Annotated in this window: 11 protein-coding genes; 2 read left to right on the top strand and 9 right to left on the bottom strand. The window is 65.4% G+C overall.

The features are described from left to right. Positions 1-80 precede the first annotated feature (80 nt). The 3 genes from ACU0B3_RS02790 to ACU0B3_RS02780 all read right to left on the bottom strand — a co-directional run bounded on the left by ACU0B3_RS02790 (position 81) and on the right by ACU0B3_RS02780 (position 3,428). Complete coding sequence (locus tag ACU0B3_RS02790; RefSeq protein WP_446259285.1) at positions 81-1,814, bottom strand: ABC transporter substrate-binding protein; 1,734 nt, start codon at positions 1,812-1,814, stop codon at positions 81-83. A gap of 84 nt (positions 1,815-1,898) precedes the next feature. Further along, positions 1,899-2,588: an MBL fold metallo-hydrolase gene (locus ACU0B3_RS02785; RefSeq protein ID WP_446259284.1), complete on the bottom strand. Its 690-nt coding sequence runs from the start codon at positions 2,586-2,588 to the stop codon at positions 1,899-1,901. 9 nt (positions 2,589-2,597) lie between these two features. Then, positions 2,598-3,428: a phytanoyl-CoA dioxygenase family protein gene (locus ACU0B3_RS02780; RefSeq protein WP_446259283.1), complete on the bottom strand. Its 831-nt coding sequence runs from the start codon at positions 3,426-3,428 to the stop codon at positions 2,598-2,600. Between the two features lie 129 nt (positions 3,429-3,557). Here ACU0B3_RS02780 and ACU0B3_RS02775 point away from each other — a divergent pair, with 129 nt between their 5' ends. Then, a complete protein-coding gene (locus ACU0B3_RS02775) occupies positions 3,558-4,418 on the top strand; it encodes an AraC family transcriptional regulator (protein WP_446259282.1) in 861 nt (286 codons plus the stop codon). Positions 4,419-4,571: 153 nt separating this feature from the next. On the opposite strand, the gene recG is transcribed toward ACU0B3_RS02775, so the two are convergent. The 4 genes from recG to sciP all read right to left on the bottom strand — a co-directional run bounded on the left by recG (position 4,572) and on the right by sciP (position 10,220). Continuing rightward, positions 4,572-6,713, bottom strand: coding sequence for an ATP-dependent DNA helicase RecG (gene recG / locus ACU0B3_RS02770; RefSeq protein ID WP_446259281.1), 2,142 nt, complete (start codon positions 6,711-6,713; stop codon positions 4,572-4,574). Further along, on the bottom strand, positions 6,710-8,926 hold the full coding sequence (gene ligA, locus ACU0B3_RS02765) for an NAD-dependent DNA ligase LigA (RefSeq protein ID WP_446259569.1): 2,217 nt from the start codon (positions 8,924-8,926) through the stop codon (positions 6,710-6,712). Before ligA ends, recG begins: the two co-directional genes overlap by 4 nt. Before the next feature lie 193 nt (positions 8,927-9,119). Then, positions 9,120-9,833 (bottom strand): response regulator transcription factor CtrA, encoded by a 714-nt coding sequence (ctrA, locus tag ACU0B3_RS02760; protein WP_446259280.1) that lies wholly within the window; start codon positions 9,831-9,833, stop codon positions 9,120-9,122. 102 nt (positions 9,834-9,935) lie between these two features. Continuing rightward, on the bottom strand, positions 9,936-10,220 hold the full coding sequence (sciP, locus tag ACU0B3_RS02755; RefSeq protein ID WP_446259279.1) for a CtrA inhibitor SciP: 285 nt from the start codon (positions 10,218-10,220) through the stop codon (positions 9,936-9,938). Between the two features lie 153 nt (positions 10,221-10,373). Here sciP and mnmA point away from each other — a divergent pair, with 153 nt between their 5' ends. Then, positions 10,374-11,510: a tRNA 2-thiouridine(34) synthase MnmA gene (gene mnmA / locus ACU0B3_RS02750; protein ID WP_446259278.1), complete on the top strand. Its 1,137-nt coding sequence runs from the start codon at positions 10,374-10,376 to the stop codon at positions 11,508-11,510. A 75-nt stretch (positions 11,511-11,585) separates the two neighbouring features. Here the strand turns inward: mnmA and ACU0B3_RS02745 are convergent, their stop codons facing one another. Together ACU0B3_RS02745 and ACU0B3_RS02740 are read right to left on the bottom strand one after the other, a co-directional pair. Next, positions 11,586-13,166, bottom strand: a complete 1,581-nt coding sequence (locus ACU0B3_RS02745) for a thiamine pyrophosphate-binding protein (RefSeq protein WP_446259277.1) — start codon at positions 13,164-13,166, stop codon at positions 11,586-11,588. After that, entirely contained in the window at positions 13,166-14,614 is a 1,449-nt protein-coding gene (locus ACU0B3_RS02740) for a TrkH family potassium uptake protein (RefSeq protein WP_446259276.1), read from the bottom strand. Before ACU0B3_RS02740 ends, ACU0B3_RS02745 begins: the two co-directional genes overlap by 1 nt. Positions 14,615-14,725: the final 111 nt, after the last annotated feature.

Raw genomic sequence — 14,725 nt, 5'->3', positions numbered from 1 at the left:
GGTCGGGTCTTGGGGTCCCCGGGCCACGACGACGTGCAGCCCGGAGCGAGGGTCAGGGAGAGACCCCTAGTGTCGTGCGATCACTCGGCCTTGGTCAGATTATGAATGATCTGATGCGTGTGACCCCACCAATGCGCCGGGTGGTTGTAGGCGTTCTCCGCCGTCGGCCAGCCGGTCCAGTAGGTGGTGTTGAACGGCAAAAGCTTGGCCGCCTGCACCAGCGGGATGAACGGCATCTCCGCATCGAGGTGCTGGTAGGCATCCGCCACCAGACCCGGAAGGGACGGATCGTCGCCCGCAAGGCCCGCCATCGCATTCACCGTCTCGGTGTAGGCCGCTGCAGCCTCGCTGTCCCAGCGCGCAGTGTTGTTGAACCCAGGCGAGCGTTCCCCCACCGGCACCACGCTTTCGTTGGTGTAACGGCGCATCGAGGTCCAGGGCTCGTTCACCGACCCGCAGGAGAGCCAGCTGTAGGACATCTCGTATCCGCCGAAGGGCAGGACTTCACCCCAGAAGACGCCGTTCTCGACCGGGACCGCCTTGGCGGAGATACCGGCGCGGTTCAGCTGCTCGACCACCACGTCGATGGTGCGCGTGTACTCGGTCGAGGCCGAGTTGACGTGGATGTCAACCGAGAGTTCTTCGCCGTCCTTCTCGTAGATGCCGTCCGAGCCAAGCGTGTAGCCCGCCGCCTCGATCGCCATCTTGGCCGCGTCCACATCGGCCGAAGCAGAGAGGCCGAGACCCGCCGCCTTCACCGCGTCCGCGAAGGGCGCCATGGAGCCGTAGGCAGCAAACATCGTCTCGGAGGGCACGGTGGTCCCTTCATAGGCGACATTCACGATCTGGTTGCGGTCGATGATGTCCGCCACCGCCTTGCGCATGGCCGGGTCCGACCAGGGCGCGATGGTGGTGTTGATCTCAAGCTGACGCGCGCAGGGATCAGGCCAGGCGTAGGGATAGCCGTCGTGCCAGGCGATCACGTTCGGGTTCTGAGCCTGCACGGCCTCGAAGGTCCCGATGGAGACGCTTTGCGACGCGTCGATCTGGTCGGTCGCCATCAGCTGCGCGCGGCTTTCCTCGCCGCCGGTTTCGAGCCAGATCAGGCGCTGCGGCTCGGGCAGATCGTTGAAGCCAGACTTGGCACCCCACCAATCGTCGTTGCGGTCCCAGATCATCCGGTTGGTCGCGCCCGACGCATAGGTGTAAGGCCCGGTGCCGATCGGCGGATAGAAGGCAAAGCTCGCCGGGTTCTCGGCCGCCGACCAGACATGCTCCGGCATGACCAGGAAGGAGCCGAAGATGCGCACGCCAAAGTTCTCGGTCGGAAAACGCGGGTTGCCGGTCTTGAGCATGAACTTGACCGTCAGGTCGTCGACCTTCTCGACGCTGGCGACCTGCCCGCGGATGGTCGCAGCCTCGCGCGCCGAGAGCTCCTCGTTGCCAAGCACCATGTTCACCGTAAAGACGACGTCGTCGGCGTTGAACGCCTCGCCGTCGGACCACTCGACACCCTCGCGCAGGGACATGGTCCACTCGGTAAAGTCCTCGTTCGCCTCGATGCCGCTCGCCAGCCACGGGTCAAGCTCACCGGTGGTGTAGTTGAGGATGAAAAGCGGCTCCCACATCGCCTGGTGCGCGCCGTGCATCCGCTTGGTGCCGGCGGTGAACCAGTTGAAGTTCTCGGGGTCCTTGATCGTCCGGTCGAGGTCAAAGATGACCGTGTCCGCGCGGTCCACACTCTGAGCGAATGCGGGCGCAAACCCCGTCAGGGCCACGGCGGATGCCATGAGCGCTGCTTTGGTAAATCGCATGTTGCGTCTCTCCATGTTTGCAGTCTCCCCCCTATGGAAGACCAATGTGTGCCGGGCTTGGGTGCCCGATCTCAAGTCCCGGTTTCACGCGCCGGAACGTGCGTAGTCCATCACCAGAACCCGTGTGGACCCCGGCAATGTATCCCTGGTGATTTCGGCCTCGCAGCCGAAGGCAAAATCGACGTCCTTGTCCTCGTCGAAATGACTGAGGAACGCCTCGATCCAGTGCAGATTGCGCGGCTTATAGGCCAGCGTGCGAAAATGCATCGGGATCACGACCTTGGGTTTTGTGATATCGATCAGGCGCTTGACCTCTTCGAGCCGCGTGACGAACTGCCCGCCCGCCAGTGTCAAGAGGACGTCGACCCCCTCGAAGAACGCCACCTGCCGGTCGTTGAGATCGTTGCCGATGTCGCCCATGTGTCCGACCTGCATTCCGTCCACCTCAAAGCGGTACATCGCATTCGCGCCCGGCTCGTGCAGCGGGTGGTCCTCGACTTCCATCGCCTCGATGGCTTTCACCTCGACGCCCGCCACCTCCATCACCCCGCCCGCGCGCACGGCGTCGAGCGTGTTGAGGCAGACGGGATTGCCCTTGATGAGGTCCGACCGGCAATGCGCGCTGTCATCGTCCGAGGAGGTGAGCACCAGCTCCGCCGGGTCCTCCATCGGCGCGTAGCCGAGCTCTTCGGGCGTGTAAGGGTCACAGACGATGCGGAACCCGTCGCTGCGGGTAAGCATGAAGGCCGCCTGTCCGTACCACTTTACGCGCATGTCATGGCCTCAATTGTTTCCGACAACGTGGGGAGAACTGGTCTGAGTGATGTCATTGTTCTCGGGACGTGGATGATGCACCCAGCGCCCCGACCGATCGACACCCCGGCAGAGGATCGCCTCAACGCCCTTGGCCCAGCCTTGATCGGTGATCTGCACCTCCGGCGGGCAGTAGCGCAGCGTCAGCCCGCAGCGCCGCCGGTCCGAGCGGTTCGCCACCGAGCCATGCACCAGCATGTCCGCGTGCAGCGACACCTGCCCCGCCTTCAGCGCATTGGTGAATGGGTCGCCCATCGCATCGGTGATCGCGATCCCTTTGTGAAAGACCGAGCCCTCGCCCATTTCCGTCTCCGCGATCACTCCCTGATCGTGGCTGCGTGGGATGAACTGCATCGCGGAATTGTCAGCATCCGCGTCGTCGATGGCGAGCCACACCGTGACGGTGCGCGCCGGGCTCAGCGACCAGAAGCTCGCGTCCTGGTGCCACGGCACCGCCTTGGGATCATGCGGGCGTTTCGACAGGATCGCGCTCGCCCAGCACAGGATGTCCGGTCCGATGATGTCCTGCACGAGGTCCAGAATACGCGGGTGGTTGGCAATGTCCCAAAGCCCCGCCAGCCGCGCCTGATAGCAGTTGATGCCATAGGCGCCAGCCTCGCCCAGATCCGCCATCCAGCGGTCCACCTGCGCGCGGAGCGCAGCAACTTCGCCGGTGCTCAGCGCGTCGAACGGCTGCACATACCCTTCGAGGTTGTAATGCGCCACGTCAGCGGGCGTCAGTGTCCGTGCCAACCCGGGCAAGCCCGGTTTGAACGACAAATCGAGTGCGTCAGACCGCATTTGCCGTTTCCTCCCTGCCTACAAATTAGACACTTCCCCAACGGCAGCCAGTGGCGCGTTTTGACAATTTTTTGTCCCCCCTTGATTTTTTGACTGCTCTGAACCCGTGATTGCGGCTAGTTTGACGTGATGAAGACACGCCGCTTTGTCATCGAATCCTACCTCGCGCCGGGGGACGCCTTTCACATCGCACGCAAGGACCTCGACGCACGGCGTCCGGCCTTTGCGCACACGCATAATTACTTTGAGCTGTTCCTGATCGAGCGCGGCGCGACGCGCCACCGCATCAACGGCCGGTCCGAGACGCTCGAACGTGGTGCGCTCGTGTTTGTCAGGCCCGAAGACCGGCACGCCTTTCAGGCCTCGCACGCCGCCGGCTGCCGCATCTTTAACGTCATGTTCCGCACTTCCACCGCCGCACATCTCGAAGCGCGGTACGGCAGCGAGCTCGGGCAACGGTTTTTCTGGAGCCTTGCTGCAGCGCCGGACACCTACCAACTGGCAGGTCTGGGGCTGGAGCGCGCGCTTAGCGCCACGACCGATTTGATGCAGGCGCCCCAGTCCCTCGCCGGAATCGAGCAGTACCTGCTTTACATGATGAGCCGCGTGATCGACCACACCAGCCGCGCCGCCGAAGACGTGCCGCGCTGGCTTGCCGCCGCCTGTCACGCCGCGCGGGCGCCCGATGTCTTCCAGAAAGGCGCCGCTGGTTTCGTCGAGGCGGCAGGCCGCGGTCATGCCCATGTCTGCCGCGCGACGCGCAAGCATTACGGCGTCTCGCCAACGACACTCGTCAACCGCATCCGCATGGAGCACGCCGCGCAGCACCTCGGCACCACCGATCTACCGATCTCGGAAATCGCGCTGACTTGCGGGATCGAGAACATCAGCCACTTTTACAAACTTTTCCGCGAGGCGTACGGGCACACGCCCCGCCAATACCGCAAGCAGCACCAGATGGACCCCGTTCAGCCGGTGCTGGCGCCCTAAGTACGCGACGGTTGGCTCGCTATAAATTCGCTTAACTTAAAGCGCCCGCTTGAAAGGCACTGTCAGGCCGCGCCGTCCCGCCCCCGAGGGGCGGCGCGTGCATAACAGTTGCTAGTGCAACCCGCCAACGGCCTCTTGAATTCAATTCTGAACCTACCCCACCGAAATCAACCGGATCGCTTGATCCTGCTCCATCAGCCACAAAAGAAACCGCACCGCCCGGCCCCGGTCGCTGGTCAGGCCCGGGTCTTTTTCGAGCAACGCCCGTGCATCCTTTTGCGCCGTCGCCATCAGCCCCGACTGCCGCTCGAGATCGGCGATGCGGAACCGTGGCACGCCTGACTGCGCCGTGCCGATCAGATCGCCGGCGCCGCGCATCTCGAGATCGACCTCGGCAATCTTGAACCCGTCCTCCGTCTCGCGCAGCGTCTTGAGCCGCCGCTCGCCGCCCTCGCTCAGCGGCGCCTTGTAGAGCAGCAGACACGTCGACGCCTGATCCCCCCGCCCTACACGACCCCGAAGCTGGTGCAGCTGCGCGAGGCCAAAGCTCTCCGCTCGCTCGATGACCATGATCGTGGCGTTCGGCACGTTCACCCCGACCTCGATCACCGTGGTCGCGACCAGCACCGACGTCTCACCAGCGACAAACCGCGCCATCGCCGCGTCCTTCTCCGCGGGCGGCATCTGGCCATGCACCAGACCCACAACCCCCTCGCCAAGCGCCGCGCGCAGGCTCTTGAAACGGTCCTCGGCGGCGGTCATGTCGACGGTCTCGCTCTCCTCGACCAGCGGGCAGACCCAATAGGCTTGCCGGCCCTCCCCGATTGCCTGCCGCAACCGCGCCACGACATCCTCGATCCGCGCCGTCGGCACGAGGGCGGTCGTGATCGGCTTGCGCCCGGGCGGCTTTTCATCGAGCACCGAGACGTCCATGTCGCCGTATTGCGCGAGGCTGAGCGAACGCGGGATCGGCGTTGCGGTCATCACCAGCACGTCCGCCGCCGCGCCTTTCCGCCCCAGCTCGAGCCGTTGGCGCACGCCAAACCGGTGCTGCTCGTCGACAATTGCCAGCCGCAAATCACGGAACACCACGTCCTGCTGGAACACCGCATGGGTGCCGACGAGAAGCTGGATATCGCCGCGCTCCAGCGCAGTCAGCTTGGCCTGACGTTCGCGCCCCTTGTCGCGCCCGGTCAAAAGCTCGAGCACGACGCCCGCGCTTTCCGCCAGCGGCTGCAGCCCTTCGAGGTGCTGACGCGCGAGGATTTCCGTCGGCGCCATCAGCACCGCCTGCCCGCCAGCCTCCACCGCGGTCAGCATCGCCATGAGCGCAACCAGCGTCTTGCCCGAGCCGACATCGCCTTGCAGCAGCCGGTTCATCCGGCGCGGGCTTGCCATATCCTCGGCGATCTCCTTAACCGCTCGCGCTTGCGCGCCGGTCATGTCATAGGGAAGCGTTGCCAGTACTTTGCGCTGCAAAGCTGACGTGCCACGTGAACTTTGCCCCGGCCCGCTGCGATGTGTGCGGCGGGCAAGTGCAAGCGTCACCTGATGCGCCAGGACCTCATCATAGGCGAGCCGCATCCGCGACGGGTGTTCGGCAAACAGGTCCGCCAAACGGGCCGGCGCGTGCACCGCCCGCACCGCTTCCGCCCAGTCCGGCCAGCCGTGCTGGGCCTTGAGCGGTGCGTCGATCCACTCCGCCCCTGCCTCCGGCACGCGAGTCAGCGCGCTTTGCACAGCTTTCGTGATTCCCTTTTGCGTGACGCCCGCGACCAGCGGATAGACCGGCTCGAAACTGGGGATCCTGTACGCCTCGGCCACCGGAACAACGTGATCGGGGTGCACGATGTTGATCTGGCCATCAAAAAGCTCTGCCTTGCCCGACACGAGCCGCCGCGCGCCTTCGGGGAGCTGCCGCGCGAGGTAATCGCCGCGCGCGTGAAAGTAGACGAGCTGAAGCGACGTGCCGCCACCCTCGACAAAAATCCGATAAGCGCCGCCCTTGCCGCGCGCCGGCACATGCGCGCCAACCTCGACCTCGACCGTGACAACGCGCGGGAAATCAAGGACTTGCAGGTCAGACACCCGCGCCCGGTCGATGCCGGAATACGGCAGAGTAAAAATCAGATCGCGCGGTTTCGCGACGCGCAGCGCCTCGTAAGCCTTGGCGGTCTTCGGTCCGATCCCCTCGAGCGTTTCGAGCCCTGCAAAAAGCGGGAAGAGCGCCGGCGGACGGCCCTTTTCGACGGGTGGGCCGTCATCTTTTGAGGCAGATGAATGCGCTTCGGTCATGTCCCGTTAATGAGGGCGAGCCAGGCAGTCTCGTCCAGCGTCTCGACGCCGAGCTCTGCCGCCTTGGCCGCCTTGCTGCCTGCGCCGGGGCCAGCGACGAGAATGTCGGTTTTGGCCGAGACCGATCCTGAGACCTTGGCGCCGAGCGCCTCTGCGCGCGCCTTGGCTTCGGCGCGGGTCATTTGCTCGAGGCTGCCGGTGAACACCACCGTTTTGCCGGACACCGGAGAGGCTTCGGTACTGGGAGCCGATTCATCCTTTACATCAAGATGTGCCATCAAATCATTGATCGCGCTGCGCTCTTGCGCTTCACCGAGAGCGTCGCAGAGGGCCAAAGCTACCGTCGCGCCGATGCCGTCGATGCCGATGAGGTCTGACCAGGCGGCTTGGGCATCGGCGCTCGCCGCGCCCAGGGCCGCGTCTCGCACGGGCTTGATCCGGGCGCGGCGCCCTTCGGCGGCAGCGGCGCTGCGTTCGGCGCGTTCAGCCTCGTCGGCCCGGCGGAAGGCTTCGGCAGCGGGCTGTGCGGCGTCGACCGTCTCGAAAAGCGCGACGGGCGTGCCGAAGGCACGTGCGAGGTCCTGGGCGGCAACCTCTCCAACGTGGCGGATGCCGAGCGCAAAGAGGAACTTTCCGAAGGCCACATCGCGCGCGGTGTCGATGGCGTCAAAAAGGTTGGTCGCGGATTTCTCGCCCCACCCCTCGCGGTTCTTGAGTTGCTGGAGGCCGGAGCCGTAGCGCTCGCGCAGGGTGAAGATGTCGGCGGGGCGCGCGATCCAACCGTCGGCGTGGAATTGCTCGACCTGTTTGGCGCCAAGGCCGTCGATGTCGAAGGCCGCGCGGGAGACGAGGTGCTTGAGCCGTTCGACCTGTTGGGCGGCGCAGATGAGCCCGCCGGTGCAGCGGCGCACGGCATCGCCGGGCTCGCGCCGGGCGGGGCTGTCGCAGACGGGGCAGACTTCGGGGAAGACGTAGGGCTCGGCGACCTCGGGGCGCGCGGACAGGTCAACGTCGGCAACTTTGGGGATGACATCGCCCGCACGGTAGACCTGCACGAGATCGCCCACGCGGATGTCCTTGCCGTCGCGAATCGAGGCGCCGTTTGCGTCGCGGCCGGCGATGTAATCCTCGTTGTGGAGGGTCGCGTTCGAAACGACGACGCCGCCGACTGTGATCGGCGTGAGGCGCGCGACGGGGCTGAGCGCGCCGGTGCGGCCGACCTGGATGTCGATGGCCTCGAGGCGGGTCCAGGCGAGTTCGGCCGGAAATTTGTGCGCGATCGCCCAGCGGGGCGTGGTGGAGCGCAGGCCGAGCCGGTCCTGCAGCGCGAGGTCGTCGACCTTGTAGACGACGCCGTCGATGTCGTAGCCAAGGTCCGGCCGCTGCGTGCCTATCGCGTTGTAATGGCTGACAAGTTCGGAAACGTTGGCGCAGGTCCGCGTGAGCGGGTTGGTCGAAAAGCCAAGCTCTGACAGCCGCGCGATGGCGCCGCTTTGCGTGTCTGCGAGGGGGTCCGAAAGCGCACCCCAGGCGTAGGCGAAAAAGCGCAGCGGGCGGCTTTGCGTGATCGCGCTGTCGAGTTGGCGGAGGCTGCCGGCGGCGGCGTTGCGCGGATTGGCGAAGGTCTTGGCGCCGGTGGCCTCCTGCCGCGCGTTGAGGTCGGCGAAATCGGCGTGGCTCATGTAGACCTCGCCGCGCACTTCGAGGAGGTCCGGGGCGCCGTCGAGCTGGTGCGGGATGTCGTCGATGGTGCGGGCGTTGGCGGTGACGTCTTCGCCGATCTGGCCGTCGCCGCGGGTGGCGGCCTGCATGAGCGTGCCGTTTTCGTAGCGCAGCGAGAGGGAGAGGCCGTCGATCTTGGGCTCTGCGGTGTAGTCGAGCGGATCACCCGTGGCGAGGCCGAGGTAGCGGCGGATGCGGGCGTCGAAATCGGCGATGTCCGCAGCGTCAAAGGCGTTGGCGAGCGACAGCATCCGCTGTGCGTGGGTGACTTTGGAAAAGCCTTCGGCGACGGGTGCGCCGACCTGGTCGGAGGGACTGTCGGCGCGTTTGAGGTGGGGAAAGGCAGCCTCGATCGCGGCGTTGCGCCGTTTGAGCGCGTCGTAATCTGCGTCAGAAAGGGAGGGCGCATCGTCGCGGTGGTAGGCGATATTGGCCGCGATCAGTTCCTTGGCCAGCGCTTCGAGGGCGGCTTCCGCCTCTGCCTCGGTCATGTCGGTGATCGTTTCGGAAGTCTCGGCCAAGTCCGCCCCCAAACAGCATTGCGCGCGAGACATGTGATAGGGTGCGGGGCGAGGTCCGTCCAGTTGCTGAGAGCGAATTGGCTGTGCCTTTAACTCGGGCCCATGCTCAGGCCCGGGTCCGGGCTCACAGGCGCCGGACCCCTCGGGAGCAGTGGCTTGCGCGTTACGCGCTGACGGCGAGGCGCTGTGTTTCCGCGACCGGCTCGGGGTCGCGCAGAACGTAGCCCCGGCCCCAGACGGTCTCGATGTAATTGTCGCCGCCGGTGGCCTCGCTGATCTTCTTGCGCAACTTACAGATGAATACGTCGATGATCTTGAGCTCCGGCTCGTCCATGCCGCCGTAGAGGTGGTTGAGGAACATCTCCTTGGTCAGGGTGGTGCCCTTGCGCAGGGAGAGGAGTTCGAACATCTGGTATTCCTTGCCGGTCAGGTGGACCGGCTTGCCGTCGACGCTGACGGTCTTGGCGTCGAGGTTCACCGTGATCTGGCCGGTGTTGATGACCGATTGCGCGTGTCCCTTGGAGCGCCGGATGATGGCGTGGATGCGCGCGATCAGCTCTTCACGGTGGAAGGGCTTGGTCAGGTAATCGTCGGCGCCAAAGCCGAACCCCTTGATTTTGCTTTCAGTATCGTCCGAGCCGGAGAGGATGAGCGTCGGCGTGTCGATCCGCGCCATGCGCAGCTGGCGCAGCACCTCGTGGCCGTTCATGTCCGGCAAGTTCAGATCGAGCAGGATCAGGTCGTAATCATAGAGCTTGGCCAGGTCGATCCCCTCCTCCCCCAAATCCGTCGCGTAGACGTTGAGGTTGGCATGGGTCAGCATCAACTCGATGCTCTTGGACGTTGCCGGATCGTCTTCGACCAAAAGGACGCGCATCGCATTTCTCCACTGTCAGGGCGGTTGCCTGCGAGTATGACCCCCAAGAAGTTAACCAGCCGTTACCGTTATCGGAAAATTACGAGAACAACTTAAAGTTGTCTACACTTTTGCGCTGCGGTACTTTTGCAGGGCCGTCGAACGCAGCGCTTCCTCGCCGTGTTCCTCGGTCAGGCGCACCCAGGCGGCGAACTCCTCGTTGGACAAACCGTAAAGCTCGAGCGCCTCTTCCTGGCTCATCAATCCGTAGGCGACGCCGCGGATCACGGCGGCCTTGCGGGAGGCGACCCAGCGGCGCGTGCCGGCGGCAGGCAGGTCCGCGCGGGTCATCGTGCGCCCGTCGGGCAAGGTCACGGCGCGCGAGCCATCGACTTTCTTGAGAAACATGTCTGTCCTTTCCGCGCCGCGGAGGGCGCCTCGTTCGGGGGCAGTCATGGCGGCAAGGCTTTAACGGGCGGTGAAACGCGGCCTTGAGAGTGTCTTGCATTTTCCCCATATTGTGTGCTTTACGACGCCCTTCACCCAAGACCGGAGCCTGCCATGCCGCTTGATGCGCGCTTCAATTCGCTGGGATTCGCCAAGCCGCCGTCCGAGACGCGCGTGGTCGTGGCGATGTCCGGAGGGGTCGACAGCTCGGTTGTGGCCGCTGAGCTCGCCTCCGAGGGGTATGACGTGGTGGGTGTGACGCTGCAGCTTTACGATCACGGCGCGGCGCTGGCCAAGAAAGGCGCCTGCTGCGCCGGGCGGGACATCCATGACGCGCGGCGCGTGGCCGAGGAGATGGGCTTTCCCCACTACGTGCTCGATTACGAGAACGTCTTTCAGGAGGCGGTGATTGACGAGTTCGCCGAAAGCTATCTTGGCGGCGCGACACCGGTGCCGTGCATCCGCTGCAACGAACGGGTGAAGTTCAAGGACCTGCTCGAAACGGCCAAGGACCTTGACGCCGATTGCATGGCGACGGGGCATTATATCCAGCGCAAGATGGGTGCTGGCGGGCCGGAGCTGCATGCCGCGGCGGATGCGGCGCGCGACCAGAGCTATTTTCTGTTTTCCACCACGCCCGAGCAGCTGAGCTATTTGCGGTTTCCGCTGGGGCATCTGGCGTCCAAGGCGGAGACCCGAGCGCTTGCGGCGCGCTATGGCCTGCCGGTCGCCGACAAGCCTGACAGCCAGGACATCTGTTTCGTGCCGGATGGCAACTACGCCAAGGTCATCGAAAAACTCCGCCCGGGCTCTGCTGAGCCGGGGGAGATCGTGGATTCCGAAGGCCGTGTGCTCGGAGAGCATCGCGGCGTGATCCATTACACCATCGGGCAGCGCCGGGGGCTTGGCATCGGCGGGCTCACCGAGCCGCTCTACGTGGTCAAGCTGGACGTGGAGACGCGTCAGGTCGTTGTGGGTCCCAAGGCGATGCTGGCGACCCGCACCATTCCCGTGAAAGAGGTCAACTGGCTGGGCGATGGCGCGTTCGAGGATGTGGCCGAGCGGGAGATCGCTGTGAAAGTGCGTTCGACCCGCCCTCCGGCGCCCGCCATCCTGCGCGCCAAACCGGGCAGGCTGGCGGAAGTCGAGTTGCTCTCGCCCGAAGAGGGCGTGTCGCCAGGACAGGCGTGTGTGTTCTACGATCCGGGCAGCACGCGCATCCTGGGCGGCGGCTGGATCTGGCGCGGTTAGGCGGGTGGATGGGTGCAAGCACCCATCCTACGGGGCGCGCTGATATGTAGGATGAGGTGCTTGCACCCATCCCGGTCAGCCGATGTCAGCGGTCACGTGGATCAGGGTTGGACCGTCTGCTTTGAATGCAGATTTCACCGCCGCCTGCATCTCCGAAAGCGTGGCCGGTTTGACCGCCGCCGCCCCCCAGGCCCGCGCCAAGGCGCAGAAATCCGGGTTGCGCAGTGTGACCGCGTTGGGCGCGATCTGCGCGCGCACCATGCTGTCCTCGATCTCTCCGAGCTTGGCGTTGTCCCAGACAAAGATCGGCAGCGGCAGGCCCAGCTCGACCGCCGCGCCAAGCTCCTGGATGGTGTATTGCAGGCCGTAGTCCCCCGCGATGGCCAGCGTCGGCTTGCCCTTCCGCCCCATCGCGCCGCCGATCGCGGCGGGCAGCGCGTAACCGAGCGTGCCGAACCCCGTCGGGTGGTGCCAGTGGACGGGGCGGTCCATGTCCCAGACCTCCTTGGTGGCGTAGGCAAATTGCGTCATGTCCGAGTAGATCATCGTGCCGTCCGGCAGTGCGTCCTCGAGCGCGTCCGCCACCCTGAGGATGCCCGGCCGTTCGGTGTCGACCTCGCGCCGCCACGTCTCCTTTTGCGCGGCCACCTCCGCCGGGTGCCAGGTGCTCGCCCCCTCTCCCAATGCGCTTTCAAGCGCCTCAAGCCAGGCACCTGCTTCGGCATGGTGGAGGTGATCTCCCGGCGCGGCGGCGGCGAGCACCTCGGCGTCGATGTTCACGACCTCCATCGGGCAGGCATGTCCCAGCGCATCGCGCCACAGGTCGCCCTCGCTGAGGTCGGTCCCGACTGCGACAACCAGATCCGCCTGGCCAGCGATTTCCGCGCTCGAGGGACGCGCGAGGTAGCTGCCGAAGTGCAAGGGCGCCTCCGGCGCGATCACCCCGCGCCCCGCATAAGTGACAAACGACGCTGCCTGCGCCTTTGCCACAACCCTACGCGCAGCCTCCGACGCGCGCGACGCACCACCGCCAAAGATAAAGAGCGGCTTGCCTGCCGCAGCAATCCGCGCCGCCACCTCTGTGACCGCCCGAGCCTCCGGCAACCGCGCCCTGTGCGGCGCGCTGTGCGCAGCAGCTGGCGCCTCCGCCACGCCCTCCAGCAGCTTGATCGGCACCGTCAGGTGCTTGGGGCGCTGGCGCTGGACTTCGGCCTCGACAAAGGCGCGGTCGATCAGCGCGTAGGCGGCCTCGGGTGAGCGCGCCGTCTCGGACCAGTCGCAGACCGCCCGTCCCGCCGCCTCCTGATCCAGCATCTGGTGCAATTGCCCGCGCCGCGCCGCCGTCTCGTCAAGGCAGGACGAGATCACCAGCACCGGCACGCTGTCCGAATACGCCTGTCCCATCGGCGTCATGATGTTGCAGAGCCCCGGCCCGGTGATCACGTAGGCCACGCCCATCTTGCCCGTCGCCCGCGCATAGCCGTCCGCCATGAACCCCGCGCCCTGCTCGTGCCGCGCGAGCACGTGGGTGATCCCGGCCTCCTCGATCCCGCGGTACATCTCCTGATTGTGCACGCCGGGGATGCCAAAGATCACCTCGACCCCGCGCTCCTTGAGCATATGGGAAATTTGTGCGCCAAGCGGCATTGCAGGCATCAGGCCCTCCAGAAACGTGCGGTGAACAGGACAAAGACGGCCATCAGCTCGAGCCGTCCGACAAGCATGGCAAGGGTCAGGATCACCTTTTCGGTGTCTCCGAGCCCCGCAAAATTCCCGGCGGGCCCGATCTGATCGCCGAGGCCCGGGCCGATGTTCGACAGCGCCGCTGCCGCGCCTGAGACGGCCGTCACGATGTCTTGACCGGCAAGGCTCAGCGCCACGGACACCCCGCCCAGCGTCACGAAGTAGAGCACGAAGAACGCCATGACCGAGTTCAGCACGTCCTCGTCCACGGGCCTTCCGTTGTACTTGGGGGTAAAGACGCCGTGCGGCGCGAGGATCCGGCGCACCTGCGCGCGGATCGAGGCAAAAAGGATCTGGTAGCGGAACACCTTGACCGAGCACGAGGTCGAGCCCGCGCAGCCCCCGATCAGCCCGGTGAAGAAGATCACCGCGACCACGAACGGCCCCCACAGCTGGTAGTCTGTCGAGGAATACCCGGTGCCGGTGATGATCGACGTGGTGTTGAAAAGCGCCTGGCGCAGGGCTTCCTCCGAAATCCGCTCGAACCGGAGCACATAACTGAGCGTGATCAGCGCCGTGATCGCAAAGACAAGCGACAGGAACGTGCGCACCTGCGGGTCCTGAAAAAGCGGGCGCGCGGTGCCGGCGGTGATCTGCACGAAGCGGACATACGGCATGGCGGATGCCAGCATGAAGACCACCGCCACATACTCGGCAGCCCCGGCGTAGGCGCCGAACGAGGCATCCGCGTTGGCGAACCCGCCTGTCGAGAGCGTCGTCATGGCGTGCACGGCGGCATCGAACGGCGCCATCCCGCACAGGGCATAGGCGAGCGCACAGGCAAACGTCAGACCGATGTAGATCGTCGAGATGCGCGCCGAGATCTCGGTGGCCCGCGGCAGGATCTTCCCAAACGTGTCGAACCCCTCGGAGCGAAAGATCTGCATGCCGCCGACCCTGAGCTCGGGCAGGAACACCATGGCGACCACGATGATCCCGATCCCGCCGAGCCACTGCAGGATGCCGCGCCAGAGCAGCAGCCCCTTCGGCAGATCATCGAGCCCGGTAAAGACCGTGGCGCCCGTCGTGGTCAGTCCCGACATCGCCTCGAAATAGGCGTCGACGAACCCGGCCCCGGTCGCGCCAAGCATGAACGGGATCGCGCCAAACAGCGGCAGGGCAAACCAGACGCCTGTGGTCAGCAGGAACGTTTGTTGCAAGCTGAGCCCCCGTCCCACTCCGTTCGAGCAGGAGATCGAGATCACAAGCCCGCAGAACACCGTCAGGATCGCGCTCTCGGCAAAGACCGGCCAATGCCCGCGCCCCTCCCACAGATCGACCACGAGCGGGAGCAGCATCGTTGCGCCCAGCACCGAGACCAAGAGGCCAATGACATATCCCACCGGGCGGATGTCGAACATCGCCAAGCCGTCGCGCAGCCGCGCAGTCCTGTCAAGCGATGGTCGTGTTGCCAAGGTTGGATTGGGGGCCAGCCCCCAAGCCCCCGGGATATTTCCCGCCAGAAGAAATAC

Source organism: Pseudaestuariivita sp. (genome assembly GCF_052825805.1).
This window is presented reverse-complemented; position numbering and strand designations above follow the sequence as displayed.